At 46.8% G+C, this 18,497-nt stretch carries 13 protein-coding genes, 1 tRNA gene and 2 pseudogenes; 4 read left to right on the plus strand and 12 right to left on the minus strand.

Annotated elements, in window-relative coordinates; all coding sequences use genetic code 11:
* Positions 1-73: 73 nt before the first annotated feature.
* Together QT992_RS30490 and QT992_RS30495 are read left to right on the plus strand one after the other, a co-directional pair.
* A pseudogene (locus QT992_RS30490) lies at positions 74-847 on the plus strand (RNA-guided endonuclease InsQ/TnpB family protein); the annotation flags it as partial.
* Positions 848-850: 3 nt separating this feature from the next.
* Positions 851-1,684: pseudogene (locus tag QT992_RS30495) on the plus strand (MBL fold metallo-hydrolase); the annotation flags it as partial.
* 383 nt (positions 1,685-2,067) lie between these two features.
* On the opposite strand, the gene hcp reads toward QT992_RS30495, so the two are convergent.
* From hcp to acsF, 4 genes are all read right to left on the minus strand, one after another.
* On the minus strand, positions 2,068-3,735 hold the full coding sequence (gene hcp / locus QT992_RS30500) for a hydroxylamine reductase (RefSeq protein ID WP_333342890.1): 1,668 nt from the start codon (positions 3,733-3,735) through the stop codon (positions 2,068-2,070).
* Between the two features lie 239 nt (positions 3,736-3,974).
* On the minus strand, positions 3,975-5,372 hold the full coding sequence (gene hemN / locus QT992_RS30505; protein ID WP_333342889.1) for an oxygen-independent coproporphyrinogen III oxidase: 1,398 nt from the start codon (positions 5,370-5,372) through the stop codon (positions 3,975-3,977).
* A gap of 86 nt (positions 5,373-5,458) precedes the next feature.
* Positions 5,459-6,205, minus strand: coding sequence for a heme oxygenase (biliverdin-producing) (locus tag QT992_RS30510; protein WP_333342888.1), 747 nt, complete (start codon positions 6,203-6,205; stop codon positions 5,459-5,461).
* A gap of 11 nt (positions 6,206-6,216) precedes the next feature.
* Positions 6,217-7,293 carry a magnesium-protoporphyrin IX monomethyl ester (oxidative) cyclase gene (gene acsF / locus QT992_RS30515; RefSeq protein WP_333342887.1) on the minus strand — a complete coding sequence of 359 codons (1,077 nt, stop codon included), beginning with the start codon at positions 7,291-7,293 and terminating at the stop codon, positions 6,217-6,219.
* 189 nt (positions 7,294-7,482) lie between these two features.
* On the opposite strand from acsF, the gene QT992_RS30520 reads away from it, so the two are divergent.
* On the plus strand, positions 7,483-7,884 hold the full coding sequence (locus QT992_RS30520; protein ID WP_333342886.1) for a helix-turn-helix domain-containing protein: 402 nt from the start codon (positions 7,483-7,485) through the stop codon (positions 7,882-7,884).
* 488 nt (positions 7,885-8,372) lie between these two features.
* Here the strand turns inward: QT992_RS30520 and QT992_RS30525 are convergent, their stop codons facing one another.
* From QT992_RS30525 to gcvH, 5 genes are all read right to left on the minus strand, one after another.
* On the minus strand, positions 8,373-8,714 hold the full coding sequence (locus QT992_RS30525; protein WP_333342898.1) for a XisI protein: 342 nt from the start codon (positions 8,712-8,714) through the stop codon (positions 8,373-8,375).
* Entirely contained in the window at positions 8,702-9,118 is a 417-nt protein-coding gene (locus tag QT992_RS30530) for a XisH family protein (protein WP_333342899.1), read from the minus strand. Before QT992_RS30530 ends, QT992_RS30525 begins: the two co-directional genes overlap by 13 nt.
* A gap of 43 nt (positions 9,119-9,161) precedes the next feature.
* Positions 9,162-10,493, minus strand: coding sequence for a serine/threonine-protein kinase (locus QT992_RS30535; protein WP_333342900.1), 1,332 nt, complete (start codon positions 10,491-10,493; stop codon positions 9,162-9,164).
* A gap of 316 nt (positions 10,494-10,809) precedes the next feature.
* Positions 10,810-13,755: an aminomethyl-transferring glycine dehydrogenase gene (gene gcvP, locus QT992_RS30540; protein WP_445305394.1), complete on the minus strand. Its 2,946-nt coding sequence runs from the start codon at positions 13,753-13,755 to the stop codon at positions 10,810-10,812.
* Between the two features lie 539 nt (positions 13,756-14,294).
* Positions 14,295-14,684, minus strand: coding sequence for a glycine cleavage system protein GcvH (gene gcvH, locus QT992_RS30545; RefSeq protein WP_333320082.1), 390 nt, complete (start codon positions 14,682-14,684; stop codon positions 14,295-14,297).
* Between the two features lie 59 nt (positions 14,685-14,743).
* On the opposite strand from gcvH, the gene QT992_RS30550 reads away from it, so the two are divergent.
* The gene (locus QT992_RS30550) at positions 14,744-15,586 is read left to right on the plus strand and encodes an alpha/beta hydrolase (protein ID WP_333320080.1); all 843 of its coding nucleotides are present in this window, start codon (positions 14,744-14,746) and stop codon (positions 15,584-15,586) included.
* Between the two features lie 238 nt (positions 15,587-15,824).
* On the opposite strand, the gene gcvT is transcribed toward QT992_RS30550, so the two are convergent.
* From gcvT to QT992_RS30565, 3 genes are all read right to left on the minus strand, one after another.
* A complete protein-coding gene (gene gcvT / locus QT992_RS30555; protein WP_333343048.1) occupies positions 15,825-16,976 on the minus strand; it encodes a glycine cleavage system aminomethyltransferase GcvT in 1,152 nt (383 codons plus the stop codon).
* 627 nt (positions 16,977-17,603) lie between these two features.
* Positions 17,604-17,676: transfer RNA gene (locus tag QT992_RS30560), tRNA-Ala, on the minus strand.
* A gap of 153 nt (positions 17,677-17,829) precedes the next feature.
* Complete coding sequence (locus QT992_RS30565) at positions 17,830-18,033, minus strand: hypothetical protein (protein ID WP_333058474.1); 204 nt, start codon at positions 18,031-18,033, stop codon at positions 17,830-17,832.
* Between the last annotated feature and the right edge of the window lie 464 nt (positions 18,034-18,497).

Here is an 18,497-nt window from a genome sequence, read left to right on the forward strand (position 1 = left end):
CTTTTCTTGTTTTCTTGACCCTACATTAGATTCTTCTGAGTCCTTGTGTCAAGCCTAATTGAGATGCTCTTACCCTGGCCAAATTAAGCGAGTGCGCTTAGTCAAACGAGCCGATGGATACTACATCCAGTTTTGCGTTCAAGTTGACCGTTCCGAGAAGATTGAAGTTACAGGTAATGCTATTGGATTAGACGTGGGGCTCAAAGAGTTCTACACAGACTCTAATGGTGTTACAGTCGAAAATCCGCGTTTTTTGGGCAAAGGAGATCGCCGACTAAAGAAAGCCCAAAGGCGGCTTTCAAAGCGAGTCAAAGGTTCAGAAAATAGAAAAAAAGCTAGGGTAATTCTAGGAAAACGCCACCTCAAAATAAGTAGACAGCGTAAAGATTTTGCTGTGAAATTAGCAAGATGCGTCATCCAGTCAAACGACTGTGTAGTCTATGAAGATTTGAGAATCAAAAACATGGTGAAGAATCACTGCTTAGCTAAATCGATTAACGACGCATCTTGGTATATGTTTCGAGTGTGGATGGAATATTTCGGTAAAGTATTCGGAAGGATTACAATTGCCGTGCCAGCCCACGGGACGAGTCAAGAATGTTCTAGCTGCGGAACCATTGTTAAGAAAAGTCTATCAACGCGAACTCACGCTTGTCGGTGTGGATGTGTATTAGATCGCGATCGCAACGCAGGTAGAAATATCCTAAGTCGGGGATTGAGTACGGCGGGGCACGTCGGAACTTGGATCTTAGATCCGAACGCTTGTGGAGAGTTGACCGCTACCGATGTTGAAGTAATTCTGCATCGGCAAGTCGATTCTGCGAATCAAGAATCCCCTCGGCTTTAGCCAGGGGAGTGTCAAGTAGACAATACCTGCATTGACTGTGATACTTGTCGGTGGATGGCACCTGAAGTATTTGGTCAAGCGGGAGAACAGTCTGCGGTTTACCACCAGCCAACTAATGAAACTGAAGAAATGCGATCGCTCGCGGCTCTTTTGTCTTGTCCCACAAGTTCGATCGGCACTGTAGAAAAACCCAAAAGCATCAAACAAGCCCAGCAACTGTTGCCCGCACTCGTAGCAGAAAATGTCTATCACTGCGGCTACCACTCAGAGAATTCCTACGCCGCAGCCAGCTATTTAATTGTCCGCCCCGAAGGCAACATTTTAGTTGATTCTCCCCGTTTTGTGCCGCCGCTAGTCAAAAACATAGAAGCAATGGGCGGCATTCGCTATATGTACTTGACTCACGGCGATGATGTGGCAGATCATCAACTATACCACGATCATTTTGGGTGCGATCGCATCATTCATTATGACGAAATTAACGCTGATACTTGCCGTGTAGAAATGCAATTGTCGCCCACCGAACCGTATCAACTAGCAGATGATTTGTTGATTATATCGGTGCCAGGTCACACGAAAGGTCACACCGTTTTGCTTTACAATAACACGTTTTTGTTCACAGGCGATCATCTTGCTTGGTCGGAAAGTTTGCAGCAGCTAGTTGGCTTTCACGATGTCTGTTGGTATTCTTGGCCCGAACAAATCAAATCTATGCAGAAGTTGGCTAATTACTCGTTTGAATGGGTGTTGCCGGGACACGGCCGCAGGTATAATGCCGATCGACAAACAATGAGCAATCAAATGCAAAAGTGTATTGCTTGGATGCTCGATGCTTAGTGCGATCGGGTTCATAACTCCGACTCAGCCAGATTCATTTGACCCGGTAGCTTGTGAAAATCCGACTGCCATCTTTGAGAATATGAATCTCCATCCGATCGCTCGCCCATTCCTATCTCTCTTCTCGACATCTGCGTGAATCAGCGTCAATCCCTTATCATCTGCGGCTCGATAAATTCTCTTTTTTTCACCGCAGATGAGGGCAGATAAACACAGATCAACGCAGATGAATCCCTCTGAATAGACTTAGGATCGCGAATTAAATAATTTACACTCTTGAAAGTGGGGAGTAGGGGTTGGGCTTATAGCCCGCCCTTTCTGGACGGGCGGGACGCCCATCCCACAAGAACCATCAAAATTCTAAGTTATTTAATTCTCATTCCTTAGCGAATGACTGCTAATGGGCTCAAGCAAGCTGCTAGATCGGCATCAGGGGTGGTAATGGCCTGCAAGTTATATTTCTCCGACAGAAGCTTGAATACATTGGGAGAAATAAACGCCGGTAATGTCGGCCCTAGACGAATGTTTTTAATCCCCAAATGCAAGAGAGTTAGCAAGACGGCTACTGCCTTTTGTTCATACCACGACAGAATCATGGAAAGGGGTATATCGTTGACACCTACCTCAAAGGCATTGGCTAGGGCTACAGCAATCTGAATCGCGGAGTAGGCATCGTTGCACTGACCAACATCCATCAGGCGGGGTAGTCCGTCAATGTCGCCCATTTGTCGATCGAAGAAGCGAAACTTACCGCAAGCTAGGGTGAGCACGACACAATCATCAGGCACTTTTTCTACGAACTCGGTGTAGTAGTTGCGATCGGGTTTGGCTCCATCACAGCCCCCTACCAGGAAGAAATGGCGGATTTTACGCTGTTTGACAGCCTCAATGATTTTATCTGCCACACCTAGGACTGTATTGTGGGCAAAACCAACTGTGACTTCCCTGGGGGGTGCATCTTCAGTAAAGCCGGGAAGTGCCAGTGCTTTCTCAATAACGGGAGTAAAATCGGGTGTGCCATTGTCGATCGCACTCAAGTTAATCAGACCCGGATAGCCGACGGGGCCAACGCTAAAGAGTTTATTTTCATAATAGGAATGGGTTGGCATTAAGCAGTTGGTCGTAATCACGATCGCACCGGGGAACTTGCCAAAATCCTTGGTTTGGTTCTGCCAAGCAGTGCCGTAGTGACCGTAGAGATGGGGATACTGCTGTTTTAGTTTGGGATAGCCGTGGGCTGGTAGAAGTTCGCCGTGGGTGTAAACAGTAATTCCCGTGTCTGCTGTTTGCTTGAGTAAGCCTTCGAGTTGTTTGATGTCATGTCCTGAAACCAGAATCGCCTTCCCTTGCCGTGGATTGAGGGGAACAGGCGTGGGAATTGGGTGCCCATAGGTACCGGTATGTCCGGCATCCAATAGTTCCATAGAGCGCAGATTGATGGCTCCCACCTCAAGAGCAAGATCCACCCACTCCTGCAAGCTCAAGGTCTGGTTATCGAGGGCGACAAGTGCCTCATAAATGAAACGATACACCCGCTCGTCTTCCTGGCCCACTTCGTAGGCGTGGAAGGTGTAGGAGGCAAGACCCTTAACCCCATATAGCACTGTGAGTTTGAGTGAGAAAATATCCACATTCGAGGCAGACTGACTGAGGAACTGGAGGGAAATCTGCTCACCCTGCTCAACCAGGCTCTCCTCAAAGTTGGGTTCAAAGTCGGAAATTGCAGCCCAGGTGGGTGGAGTGTCTGTTGCTTGCTGCACTTGAGCCTTGAGGTTGGCGCGATGGGCGATCGCTTCCTGGAGATACTCAACAAACCGCTTTTCGGAAAAGTTGACATTCGTCATCGTGGCAAAGATCGTTTCGCAGGTGAAGACATCCACTGCATGAGTATCAATGCCTAACTCTTTTGCTTTCAGGGCAATCGGAGCCAACCCGCGCAGATAATAAATCAGCAGATCTTGGATAGCATTCACTTGGGGACTTTTCCCACAAGCACCAAACTGATGGCATCCTTGTCCGCTTGCTGTTTGTTCGCATTGTTCACAGAACATTGATTTTTCCTTGTTGAATTGGTTAGAATTTACGCAACAACTCGGTTATGAAAGTATTTATCCGTCCCTGACTATGTTAACTAATCTGAGTTAACTCACATCTTGTAGCATTCTCAAGAACGGGCAAGATGCCCGTTCCACAAAGAGTGTATTTTGTTGTGGAACAGGCATCTTGCCTGTTCCTAAACAAGTAATTGAGAATGGTGCAACATCTCAGAGTTAACAAATCTGACGATGATTCATAGGGACTTGGAAAACCGTTTGCTTGAGTGGGGGATGAGATAGCTATCAAACACGGATGCAATATTGCGAATTAGCAAGCGGCCGAGCGCGGTTACTTCAATGCCATCGCCCCATCGTTTGATTAACCCATCGGCTTCTAAGGCCTCAAGTTGTGGCAAAACCTGAGCGAAATAGTCATTAAAATCGAGATCGAAGCCGAGATGGTATTTTTCTTCCAAATCTTGCACCGACAGTTGGAATTGACACATTAATTCCATAATTACTGTGCGCCGAATCAGATCGTCTTGATTAAGTATAACACCTTTTTCGATCGGCAATTCACCCGCATCGATCGCCCGATAAAAATCTTTCAATCCCTTGTGGTTTTGGGTATACACATCCTGCAACATACTGATGGAAGTCATGCCAAAGCCCAACAGATCCGATTCGGGCTTAGTGGTATAACCCTGAAAATTACGATGTAGTTGCCCAGCTTGTTGCGCGATAGCTAGTTCATCATTAGGCTTAGCAAAGTGATCCATACCAATAAACACATAGCCATTTTGCGTCAGTTGGGCGATCGTACTTTGCAGAATTTTCAGCTTTTCGCCCGCAGTCGGCAAAGCAGATTCCGGCATCCGTTTCTGAACCGGTTTGAGCCAGGGAACATAGGCAAAATTAAAGACGGCAATGCGATCGGGATTTAATTGCAAGGTCTTCTTTACCGTTTCCTGGAATGTTGCTTGTGTCTGGAAAGGTAAGCCGTAAATTAAATCCACATTGACACTTTCAAACCCAGCTTCCCGCATCCAATCCATCACATCAAACAACATCGCTTCGGGCTGCACCCGATTGATCGCTTGCTGCACGGTGGGATTAAAGTCTTGAATGCCAAAGCTAATCCGATTGAAGCCTAATTGTCGCAAAAATAGAATATATTCGCGATCGATATAGCTAGGATTGACTTCGATCGATATTTCTGCCGCGTCATCGAACCGAAAATATCGATTTAACTGGTTCCAGAGAAACTCTACCTGACTGCGATCGAGATAGTTGGGCGTGCCGCCGCCCCAGTGCAACTGATGCACCAGCCGATCGGCATCCACCAAACTGGCAACTTGGCGAATTTGGCGATCGAGATAGCCTAAATAGGGTTCTACCACCTCCTTGCGCTGGGTAATGATGGTATTGCAGCCGCAGAAATAACAGGGCGTTTCGCAAAAGGGAATGTGGCAGTAAAGCGATAAGGGGGTTCGTTTGTGATTGCCGACGGCGATCGCGGTTTTAAATGCGTTGCGATCGAAGTCAGTAGTTAATTCGGTGGCGGGTGGATAGCTGGTATAGCGAGGTAAAGGCTGGTTGTATTTATTTAACAATGCAGCATCAAATTCAACCGTTTGTGATAACTGTTTCATTAACTAATGAATCCTTCTGTTGTTGTGTAAATTCAGAACCCCGGCATATTTTAGAGATACGATCGATCTTGTTTTCCTTGGGCGAGTTATTTCGCGACAGATTCTCGCTGGGCATGAGGGCTGCGGCCTTCTGTGCTACCGGGGCGATCTTGCCGAGTCAGCAAATCAAAGGTATGTTCTCCAATCGCCGCTTTTACATCGGCTTCGAGTTCGTGCATTACATCCTGGTTAAGGGTAAATGCCAGATTTGCTTCGGCGACAATTCGATCGATCGTGTCAGCATCCACCGGAAACTCATCAAAGGTTTGGCGATAGCGTTCCTTAAATTCTCGCCTTGCTTCTGGTGTCGAGATTTGGGAAAATTCATAGAAATTTGTTCCTTGATCCGGCGGCAGAGACAACGCCGATCGAATCACGTTTTTCAAGCTTTGTCCGCCGGATAAATCACCCATGTAGCGGGTGTAGGCATGGGCAATCAGCAGGACTGGATCGGTTGCTGAGAGGGTTTGAATGCGATCGCGATACACAGAACCCGCTGGCGAAGCCGTAATTTCCTCCAGCCAATTTGCACCGTAATAAAAAGCTAGATCGCAAGCCAGATTCTCAGTGCGATTTAACTCAGGGAAATAGAGAGTCCCGATAATCGGGTGGTTGACATGGCTCTGCAAAGCCGTTTCTAGGGCGCTGTAAACAAAGTACAAATCGGCAAATAGTTTACGCAGAGGTTCCCGTTCCACAATGCCTTTCATAAAGCATTTCATAAATGCCGTATTTTCGGCTGTGGTGTGGGATTTCATCGTGCCTTCTCGGAGGCGTGTGGATAGATTAGTCATGGGAATATCTCCTAATTAATAGCGGTTCTGGACGATTCAGCATTAATCGAGGGCAGTAAATAAAGGCGCAACAACTGCCAGACAATCACAGCAATCCAGGGTAATTTTTGGCAAAATTGGAGGGCGGCCGGGCGCTGGTTAGTTGAGATTTCTGCTAGCTTCTGATTGGCGATCGCACATCGATCCAGACGGGTAAAGAATTCTGGATGGTGAGTATCTAAAATACTGGGAAACGCCCGTTTTGCCGTTTCATTGGTGTGATGAATCACCTGCTTGTTATATTCATCGGGGTCGATCCCGATCGAGTCATAAAATGTGGAGCGTTCCAACACCGTCATTGTGTGGGTGGCAAACACCGTCAGTAGGAAAAACCGCGCCCAGAGTCTTGCCTTCCAGTTATTCCAAAGCTTAGGCTGCGATCGCAACAATGCCTTAAAGAAATCCCCATGCCGATTTTCGTCCTGGCACCAATTCTCAAAGTAGCGAAACAGGGGATAAATTTGATGTTCGGGATGTTTTTCGAGATGGCGATACACCAAAATATAGCGCCAGTAGCCGATTTTTTCCGACAGATAAACAGTATAAATTACCCATTCTGGAGGGAAGAATGTGTAGGTACGATTTTTTGTTAAATAGCCCAGATCGAGAGACAACCCAAAATCTGCCATCGCCTTATTCAAGAAACCGGCATGACGCGCTTCATCCCGTGCCAGTAAGCTAAAGGCTTCCGATAACAAGGGTTGGCGATTCTTAAGTTTGCGGGATAGTTCTTTGAACAACAGAAAACCCGAAAATTCTGAGGTACAGGATCGCTCTAGAAAGTCAATAAATGCCTTTCGCGTTTCGCCATCAATCTTGTCCCAGCATTGCTCAAACTCTTGATTGCGGACAAAATGGTGGCGGTTATAGTCCGCGCGCAATTCTGCTACAACTGCTTCTAATTCCGCTTGTTGCCCGGACAGATCCATTTCGGCAACGGCATCAAAATTGGTGGTGTAAAAGCGGGGTGTTAACAGGGTTTCTTGAACAGGTGCTTTAATGCTGGATGGGAGACCAGCAGACTCCGATTTACTAATTGAACTGACCATAGGAGTGGAGAGTGGATTGTTCGGAATTGATGACTGTGCACCACATTGCCTTAATCCGCGATCGCCCACAAGTCAGTTACCAGTGGTATCCTATAGTTACTTTAGGTAAAGCATTGAAGCCAATAGGACGCTTGAGCCATTTCTAAAGAAATATGGAAATTATCGTGAAGGCAACTGTGCAGGGAGTTTATGGTGGAAGCAAGTCAGTGCGTAGAGGTTAAATGTCCGATTCAATTTGTGCTGGATTTGTTGGACAATAAATGGTCAATTTTGGTTCTACGCGAACTGTTTGGAGGCGCGAGGCGTCCCCACGAATTACTCGCGGCACTTCCTGGCATCAGCACCAAAACCCTCACCCAACGCCTACGAGAGTTAGAATCTCAAGGGTTAGTCGATCGGCGTGTTTATGCCGAGATTCCGCCCCGCGTCGAATATTCCCTCACGCCCAAGGGTCGCCAAATTCAACCGGTGATGGCAGCCCTGCATCAATTAGGATCGCAGTGGCTGGGCCAGGAGAGTTGTATTTGTCCCCTAACACACTCGGATGCTAAGGACGATTTAAATGCACAACAGCTTAGGATCGCGAATTAAATAATTTACACTCTTGAAAATGGGTTGGGCGTCCCGCCCGCCCTTTCTGGACGGGCGGGACGCCCATCCCACAAGAACCATCACGCATTGTAAGTTATTTAATTCTCATTCCTTACTCCTTGAGATTGACTCAGAAACCGGGTTTTTTACGACAATATTTCGTTTCCACCGAAAGATTCAGTAAAAACCCGGTTTCTTTAGTCGAAGTGCGTAATAGAATTGATAGTTTCTACTAGGCAAATACGGCTGCTACAGCTTGTGGCAATGCGATGGGTACAAAATATGAAACTGGATACAAATAATCTTAGCCAGATTCATCAATAACTCAGATTAATTGATTTTCCCCAGCGCGATTATCCGGGATTATTTGGTAGATTTTTCGTACTTCCAATGACGCTGGATAGTCTTGGTTGTTAATGCAAACTCCAATTTTTTTTTTCTAACTTATGGGGATTCATGTCTCCTCCTATCAAATATGTTTGATAGCGCTAGGAAGCTACTGCAAAATCCGTGTACTGCCGCATTCCTGGCTCGTGAAATGCTAATACAATATCTTCCTTTGGAACCCCTGCACGCACTAAATCTGTTGCAATTCCATCTTCTGTCCAGTCTTCCTCAATCCAGAATTTGCCATCCCGAATCCTAACGTAGACAGTCATCCCGGTAATGCGTTCTCCCTTTTGCCAGCCCAGATTCATCCACATATAATGACCGTTTTGTGCATCGGTAATTAAGAAGGTTTCGATGTCTGGTTGAGGACGGCTGCACAATTCTATATACTCGGTTAAAATTCGCTCGATTAATTTGGGATACTCGGTTAGTTTATCCATTGTACTATTTCCTCTACTTCTGTATTGACGACAATTAGGGGAAGTTGATGTCTGTTTACAATTAATTGAATCGCATCTTGAGTGAAGAAAGTTTTATATGCTATGGTACTAATAGCCACGTAAAGTTTGCGATCGGGCGCTGTTTCTTCTAAAAGGTAACGATAAATGTCATACTGACCGAGAGCTTCTTTTAAATCTTGGATTTTTGATGCCCCGATAAAGCTTTTCACTTCAACTACAAGTTTCTGTCCCTGCCGTTCAGCAGCAATAGGTTGTTGGGCACCGAGATCGGCGTACAGCGTTGTTGTACGATACTGAATTACATAGGGATCGTCAGTAATTATCCAACCGTCTTTGATCAGTGCGTTTTTGACAGCGTAGTGAATTATGTCTAGCTTGGGCATAGCCTTTATTATAAATCTTTTGAAATCCTGTAACGCTTAGATGTTAGAGTCTACAAGTCTCGACAAGAGAGAAGAGCGCCACTAGAATTAGCTCCCCACACCAGTCAAAACTGCCCGCCCAACTCAACCAACCCCAGCCGGGAGGTGTCGGGAGGTTTCCTTCTGGTGCTTTGGTGTTATATTGCCAGTTTTCCGTCCATTCACTATTCACGCGCCAACCTACCCGATCGCCAAACGCTTCCCATATTTTAGGATCGTATTCCCTGGTTCCGCCCAGACTTTGATAGATACGCTTCTGTACCGAAAAGCCGAAGCGCCCATTACTGTATTTCACCCAAAGTTGGTCAATGGTACGCAAGTCCTCGCAGGGAAAATTAATACTTTGTACATCAAGCCATCTTTCTTCGTCTCTACCCGCCACCTTCAGCATCACTCTAGCAGTTTCCTCATCCGCCTCTTTCCAGTTTTTAGCCGCCAATAAATTCCGCAATTTTCTATAATCCATCCCCACTGCTGAAACCAAATTAACCTCATCAGCCAAGGGTTTCGGTATCAGCAAATCCAACCATTCCTGCACCGACTGTGGGCGATTTTGCGGTTCCAACTCCATCCCTTTCATAATCGCCGCATTCACTCGGTCGCTAATCTCAGAATTGAATTGCTTTGGCGGAGTTAAAGGAATATTTGGCTTCCTGAATTGCGAGGGAAACGGCAACTCACCCGTCAACATTACATAAAGCGTTGCTGCTAGGGAATAAACATCTGTATAAGCGCCTCGTTCGGCACGTTTTTCTAATAATTCAATGGGTGCGTAACACTCAGTCCCGGAATTGCTATTAGTTCTCAATTTTCCCGGTGCTGTCATCTGTCGTGCTAAGCCAAAATCAATCAAAACGGCTTTCAAACCCCGCTTTCTGAGCATAGTATTTTGGGGTTTAACATCCAGGTGAGTAAATCCTTGCTTGTGAACAAAACTCAGGGCCCTTCCCAATTGCTTAATAATTGCCAAAGCTTTTTCTTCCGACAAAATGCCGTTATCTTCGAGATGGCTAGCTAAGTCAATTCCATCGATTAATTCCATCACCATGCACCACAATTCTATATTTCCTACCATTTCGGGAAACACTTCGTAAACTTGGACGACGTGGGGATGACTGCATCGGGCTAAAGATAATGCTTCGTTGAGAAATTTGGTTTGTAATTCCTGAAAGTTTGGTTTACTTTGAACGTTGGCGTTTAGGGTTTTGATGGCGACGGCTTTACCTTCTTTAAGGTTTTGGGCGCGGTAGGTGACACCGAATCCGCCGCAGCCGAGAATTTCTTCGATTAGATATTTGCCTTGGTGCAGTTGTTGTCCGGGGGGCCAGTGCCTCATGGCGGGTGGTGAGGATGGAGAGGATGGCTTTGATTATAGCTGAGACGGGGGAATTTTTGTTGAGTGGTCGCGTGAGGTTGAGAAACCGGGTTTTTTGGAGTTTTTGGGTTGTAGTTAGGTATTGTCGCAAAAACCCGGTTTCTTGAGGCCTTTGGTGAGGTGGATATCGGCATCTATCAAACCCGGAGATCCCCCCTAGCCCCCCTTAAGAAGGGGGGGACCCGAAGTAATCAAAGTCAACCCCTACTCCCCTTATTAAGGGGGATTTAGGGGGATCTAGACTCAGATATAAACGAGATTTAAATGGATTACAATCTTAAGTGTAAGCCTCCATTGGTAAACAAGAACAGACAAAATTACGATCGCCAAAAGCATTATCTATCCGGCCCACCGCAGGCCAAAACTTATGTTCGCGAGTCCAAGATGTCGGATAAGCCGCTTGCGCGCGAGTATAAGGACGATTCCACTCATCAACCATCAGAGATTCTGCGGTGTGCGGCGCATTTTTCAAAACGTTATTTTGTGCGTCAACATTACCTTTTTCAATCTCCGCAATTTCGCCTCGAATCGCAATCATTGCATCGCAAAAACGGTCTAATTCCTGCTTCGATTCGCTTTCCGTCGGTTCCACCATTACCGTACCAGCAACCGGCCAAGAAACCGTCGGCGCGTGATAGCCGTAATCCATCAACCGTTTAGCGATATCTTCTACTTCAATAGTCGCAGATTTTTTGAGCGATCGCAAATCCAGAATACACTCGTGCGCCACTAAACCAGCTTTCCCTTTGTACAAAACCGGATAATAAGATTCTAAGCGTTTTGCCATGTAATTAGCATTAAGAATTGCTACTTTTGTTGCCTCAGTTAAACCGAATCCTCCCATCATCCGAATGTACATCCAAGAAATAGTCAAAATGCTAGCACTTCCCCAAGGCGCTGCGGAAACAGCACCAACTGATGTTTGTTGACTGATGTTTGTTGACTGTTGACTGTTAAGAATAGAATGACTGGGCAAAAATTCTACTAAATGAGACATTACCCCAATCGGCCCCATTCCCGGCCCGCCGCCGCCGTGGGGAATACAGAAAGTTTTGTGCAAATTCAAGTGACAAACATCAGCACCAAAATCACCAGGGCGGCACAAACCAACTTGAGCATTCATATTTGCGCCGTCCATATAAACTTGTCCGCCGCAGTTGTGGACAATCTCGCAAATCTCTTTAATTTCTTCCTCAAAAACGCCGTGCGTTGATGGATATGTCACCATCAAAGCCGCCAGTTCATTTTTGTGTTTCTCGGCTTTTTTATGTAAATCGGCAACATCAATATTGCCCTGGGAATCGCACTCGACAGCAACTACTTTCATCCCCGCCATCACCGCGCTAGCCGGATTTGTACCGTGGGCTGACTGGGGAATCAAACAGATATTTCGGTGAGATTCGCCTCGGTGTTCGTGGTATTGGCGAATAACTAACAAGCCCGCGTATTCGCCTTGGGAACCGGCGTTTGGCTGCAAAGAAATTCCCGCGAAACCGGTGATTTCTGCCAGCCACTGTTCTAGTTGCACGAACATCATTTGATAGCCGCGACTTTGATCGCGGGGTGCAAAGGGATGTATCTTGCCAAATTCTGCCCAAGTCACCGGCATCATCTCTGCTGTGGCATTCAATTTCATGGTGCAAGAACCCAAGGGAATCATCGATGTGTTTAGCGATAAATCCTTGGCTTCTAAACGGTGCAAATAGCGCAAGAGTTCAGTTTCTGAATGGTAGCTGTTGAAAACTGGGTGGGCGAGATAGCTGCTGGTGCGATCGCAAAAATCTGGTAAGGTCAAATAGGAATTCAATGCGTCTGCATCCAGTGGAATGTTGAGAGCATTCTGCCCGTCACCCCTGATATAATCTTTATTCTGTGCAAAAATTTCCCACAACTCTTGCACATCTTCAACGCTGACAGTTTCATCTAAAGTGATTCCCACTGTCGAATCCTCGAAAACTCGGAGATTAATTTGGCGTACTTTAGCAGCTTCTAGAAGTTCTGACAGCGGTTTGTCTCCCAATTCTACCCGCAAAGTATCGAAGAAAGGTTGAGAACCAATTTTGTATCCGAAACTTCTTAAACCCGATGCCAAAAGTGCTGTTAAAGTCCATACTTTCTCAGCAATGTCTTTCAGTCCAGACGGGCCGTGATAAACAGCATACATACTCGCCATCACTGCCAGCAAAACTTGAGCAGTACAAATATTGCTGGTTGCTTTTTCGCGGCGGATGTGTTGTTCGCGAGTTTGCAAGGCTAAACGTAAAGCAGATTTGCCGTTGGCATCTTTAGAAACGCCAACTATTCTCCCCGGAACTTGCCGTTTAAACTCTTCTCGCGTGGCGAAATAGGCTGCGTGGGGCCCTCCGAATCCCATCGGCACTCCGAAGCGCTGAGTGCTTCCTACGGCTATATCCGCGCCGAATTCGCCGGGGGGTGTGAGCAAGCACAGGCTCAATATGTCGGCGGCGACTGTGACTAATGCGCCGGCTTCGTGTGCCGATCGAATAAAATCGGTATAGTCGTAAATTGCGCCGTCTGTGGCGGGGTATTGCACGAGAGCGCCGAAGATTGTACGATCGAACTCAAAGCTTTGATGGTCGCCGACAATTACCTCAATTCCCAGCGGCTTAGCGCGAGTTTGCACCACTTCCACAGTTTGAGGGTGGCAATCTTGGGAAACAAAAAACGCTTTTGCCCCCTTTTTGTTGGCGCCGTAACTCACCGCCATCGCTTCCGCCGCCGCTGTCCCTTCATCCAGCAAGGAAGCGTTGGCTATTTCCAAACCCGTGAGGTCAATTATCATGGTTTGGAAGTTCAGTAAAGCTTCCAATCGTCCTTGAGCAATTTCAGCTTGGTAGGGAGTGTAAGCTGTATACCAGCCTGGATTTTCCAGGATATTCCGCTGAATGACGGGGGGAGTTATGCAGTCGTGATATCCAGTGCCGATGTACGATCGAAATACCTGATTTTTTGCAGCAATTTCTTTCAATTCTGCCAAAGCGCTGTACTCGCTTTGCGCTGCGGGAAGTTGTAAGGGTTGAGAAATGCGAATCGCCGCTGGAACCGTTTTGTCAATCAACTCATCGAGGCTGGAAATGCCCAAAACATTGAGCATTTGCTGGATTTCGCTGGGTGTCGGGCCAATGTGCCGACCCGCAAAACCATTGATGGAGGAAAGGTTTTGCTGCTGGTTGGGTTCAAGTTGAGGGCTGTAGAGTACCAAGGCGGATTCTCCTGAATTGACTTTGCTTCTTTGTTTGTAACATTTTGCTAAGAAAACCAGGAAGATTTTCTGCGTCTATCCAAGTGCGACAGTCCGACAGGGGTTGAAACCCCTGTCTCATAGCTAAAGTCGTCTGAAGACGACTAAGGAAGATTTTTTGCGTGTATCAAAGTCCGACAGTCCGACAGTCCGACAGTCCGACAGTCCGATAGTCCGATAGTCCGACAGTCCGACAGTCCGATAGTCCGATAGTCCGACAGTCCGATAGTCCGATAGTCCGACAGGGGTTGAAACCCCTGTCTCATAGCTAAAGTCGTCTGAAGACGACTGTAGATTAAGGTCGATGGTTGAAACCGCTGTCGAGAGTCAAACGAAGTCTGCCTTAGCGGACAAGCGAGATAAAGGGGGTATTTAAGCCGGATTTGGTATCAGTCGTCTTTAGACGACTTGTGCTATTAGCCAGGGGTTTCAACCCCTGGCGGATTGTGGAATTATCAACGAGCCCCATGCCCCATGCCCTATGCCCTATTCCCTATTCCCTATTCCCCTTCGACCATTTTGCGATACTCCGGGGCCGAGAAAGCCTCGTCTGCTTCGCTGGGATTGTCAACGCGCACTTTCAGCAGCCATCCAGCGCCATAGGGGTCGTCGGCCAAATTTTCGGGAGCCTCTATAATGTCATCATTGCGTTCTACGACTATACCGGTAACTGGTGCTTTCAAGTCTTCAACGGCTTTCACTGACTCGACTGTACCGAAAGCTTCGCCCTTTTCCAACCCTGCACCGACTTCTGGCAAATCTAGAAACACGATATCGCCGAGTTGGTCAACTGCAAAGGCACTAATGCCGATGGTGGCAATTTCGCCTTCTAGTCGGATGTATTCGTGGGTGTCTAGGTATTTCAGGTCATCGGGGTATGTTAGTGCCATGTCTTTTCTCGCAATAAAAAAGTATTAGTTAAATCTTATTCAACTATGAGCCTTTAGTAATGACTAAATGGAACAGAAAAAATATTAAACGCTTGCTTTTTGGAGAATTTTCTGTCAAAAGACTGATGCGCTCTATAATTTTTATTTACGCATTTCTATGTTTTTACGGTTTCTTTTTTTCAGAACGGCTAATTTTTCAACCTCCCCCATCTAGTCAGAGTGATAGCAGGGAAGTTATCAAAGTTAGCTCAGCTAATGGTGTGAAAATTTCTGCTGTTCATTTTCCTAACCCGCAAGCTAAATATACCATACTTTACAGTCACGGAAATGCGGAAGACTTGGACGGCATTTTGTGGCTACTCAGAGAGATTCGAGATAGCGGGTTTGCTGTGTTTGCCTATGATTATCAAGGTTACGGCACGAGTCAGGGAAATCCTTCTGAGTATAATACTTATCGTGATATTGATGCTGCTTACAATTATTTAACCCAACAGTTGGGAGTATCTGCAAAGCAAATTATTCTTTACGGGCGTTCTGTGGGGGGTGGGCCGGCAATTGATTTGGCTTCACGGCAAAAAGTCGGCGGTTTGGTGGTTGAAAGTTCCTTTGTTTCGGCTTTTCGGGTGTTGACGCGGATTCCTATTTTACCATTTGACAAGTTTGTGAATATTGATAAGATTGGCAAAGTTCGATCGCCTGTTTTGGTGATTCATGGTAAGGCTGATGAGGTGGTGCATTTTTGGCATGGAGAGGAGTTGTTTGCAGCGGCGAATCAGCCGAAATTGAATTTTTGGGTTGATGGGGCCGGTCATAATGATTTGATGGATGTGGCGGGCGATCGCTATGCTGCAACTTTGCGAAATTTTGCTAAGCTAGTAGATGAATCTTCTCGACCAAGATGAGCAACGGGCTAGAAGCCCGTTCCACAAGAACACCTACACTTACACTTTCTTGTGGGGAGTAGGGGTTGGGCTTCTAGCCCGGGAGCATCTCAGTTTTGTAAAAAGCATTTTTTTTATTGTAGTGCGAGCGTCCCCGCTCGCGTATTGTACAATACGCGAGCGGGGACGCTCGCACTGTAAATGCAAAACTGAGATGCTCCCTCTAGCCCGCCCCAGAATTAATGCTCACCTAATTAAGTTAACTGGGGCGGTTTGGCGATTTATAAAATGGTTTTTTCACCACACTAGCCGGATAGTTTTTCCCGCGAATTTCGACCTCTAATTGCTGACCGATTTTCGCTAATTTTGCCGGAACAAATGCGAGGGCTACTGGCCGATTCAAAGTAGGCGATAATGTACCGCTAGTAACTTCTCCTACTGTTTCGCCTTCAAATATTACCGGATAGCCGTGGCGCGCAATGTGTCGCCCCTGCATTTCTAACCCTACCAACCGCTTCGATACTCCACTCGCTTTCTGCTGTTCCAAAACCTCCCGCCCAATAAAATCGCCTTTGGTGTCGAGGTGAACAACCCAACCCAATCCAGCTTCTAAAGGTGTGATATTGTCGTCGATATCTTGACCGTAAAGAGCCATTGCTGCTTCTAAACGCAAGGTATCTCTCGCACCCAAACCGCAGGGTACAACGCCAGCAGCTAACAATTTTTGCCACAGTTCTTTTCCTACTTGGGCATCCACCATGATTTCAAACCCATCTTCGCCGGTGTAACCAGTTCTGGCGATAAAACTCGGCTGTCCCAACAGATTTGTTTCTAAGTGACCGAATGCCTTAATTGGTGCGAGGTTGTCTTCCACAAAAGGCTGGAGATAGTTAACAGCCTCTGGCCCTTGAATTGCAATTAAAACTTTATCTTCGGAAATGTCTGTAAAACTGAGTTCGCTCAATTCTAAGTGAGTGGTGATCCATGCTTTGTCTGCGATGCGAGTGGCGGCGTTGACAATGATTACTGCACGTTCTTCGCTAGTGATAGGGTCTGGTTCTTGGCAGTAGAAAATAATGTCGTCTAAGATGCAGCCTTGGGCATTTAGCAAGACTGTATATTGAGCTTGACCGGGTTGCAAGCGGCTCAAGTCTGAGGGTACTAAGGGTTGAAATTTTTCTATTACTTGTTTCCCTCTCAAACCAAATTTTCCCATGTGGGAAATGTCGAACATTCCTGCTTGCTGGCGTACTGCTTGGTGTTCGCTGCTGATGCCTGCGTACTGTACTGCCATCTCCCACCCGGAAAAGGGCACCATCCGAGCTTTGAGTTCTAATGATAGGTCGTACAGAGGCGTGCGGGCAAGTTGGCTCGGACTCTCTGGATTGCTGGGTTCAGTTGACTTTGCCACAGGTAGCGCTTTGGTTGGGGATAGACTGTTTTGATTTTACGGGAAAATTGGTTTTCGCGGTGTGTAGGGCGATCGAATTTAAGGACACGGCAATGCTGTTTCGGTACAAGTCGCGATCGAATTTAAGGCCACGGCTATGCTGTTTCGGTGCGAGTAAAGACACTGCAGTGCCCTTCTTCGTGTCAACTGAACGTCAAAAGTAGTATCAGTATACCGTCTACCGATGAGCCCCTCGATCCCCACGGCGCCTAGGGCGGGCACGGGGGCACCGCCCCTACGAAGGGGGGGACAAGAGTATTCAAAGTCCCCCTTAACAAGGCAGGGCGGTTTCATTCTTGGTAGGGGCCGTGCCCCCGTGCCGGCCCTTTTGGCCTGAAACCCCCATTCGATGGTTGGTGGCGGGGGTAGGCACGGGGAGTAGGGGTAGCACTACCCCTACAAAAACCTCGTTTTTGGTGATAATGAAACAGCCCCCCTTAATAAGGGTGGGACAAGAGTCTTCTCTTTAGTCCACCTTATTAAGGGGGATTTAGGGGGATCTAGACTGGGGTAAAAGCGATATTTATCAACAGTTTTAGTCTTAAGTTGACACGAATGAGCAGTGCCGTTTCCCTACTGTAATGTTTATGGAGAATAGCGGGCTCGAACCGCTGACCCCTACAATGCCATTGTAGTGCTCTACCAACTGAGCTAATTCCCCTTTCTTTTCGCGCTCTCAATCATGCCTTAACTGACCAATATTTGTCAAGCTTTTTGGGGAAATTAGTTTTGAGCCTTCGGCTGGCAAGGCTTTCGGCTTTTTTTCCACAAAACTCTCCTCGCTTCTGGACAATGGTCAATCGCCTACTATCATTTAGTAAGTGTGTTGGGATATTTCGCTCAAATGGCTCAAACAAGACCCCATGAGGAAGTAGACGACTAGCAGAGCGGCGGCTGAGACCGCAACTAGGGTGCCGGCTAGCATTAGTGAAAATTCCCGTTGCGCGATCGCCTCTTGCATTAAGTGCAAAGACCAGGCAACGAGGGCAACGTCAATTATTAAAATAGGAACCAGCATAAGTTACGATTTGTAACAGCTTACCTATTGTAACAAAACTTTTCGCTCCGTGCAGCTCAGATCAGGCGTATTTAACTTTTGCTGTAAAACCCGGAGGGAGCAGCGGAAAGCTACTGAGAAAAAATGATAGCTTTTGGTGATAATTACAATATGCAAAGTAAATGAGAGCTAGCTCAGCTTTAGAGGTGGCGTTTTTGACTCTTGAGCGAACGCTCACGCTTTTTTGAGGAGTCAGGGTGCGTTAGCGAAGCCCTCGAAGAGGATCGACCTTTGAGCATACAGCTCTTGTAGGGACACTCCAAGAGCCTATTAGTGTCAACTTAAGCCGAAAGACAGCCAGTCCTCCCACCCACCCGCCAGTCCGCCAGGGACTGAAGTCCCTGTCTAATAGCGAAAGTCCTCCTAAGAAACTCAATCTAACTGCGGAGTTTTAGCAACTAGCTCAAACCCAAAAGACTCCGCAG

This window comes from Microcoleus sp. T3_D1, assembly GCF_036700405.1.
GTDB lineage: Bacteria > Cyanobacteriota > Cyanobacteriia > Cyanobacteriales > Microcoleaceae > Microcoleus.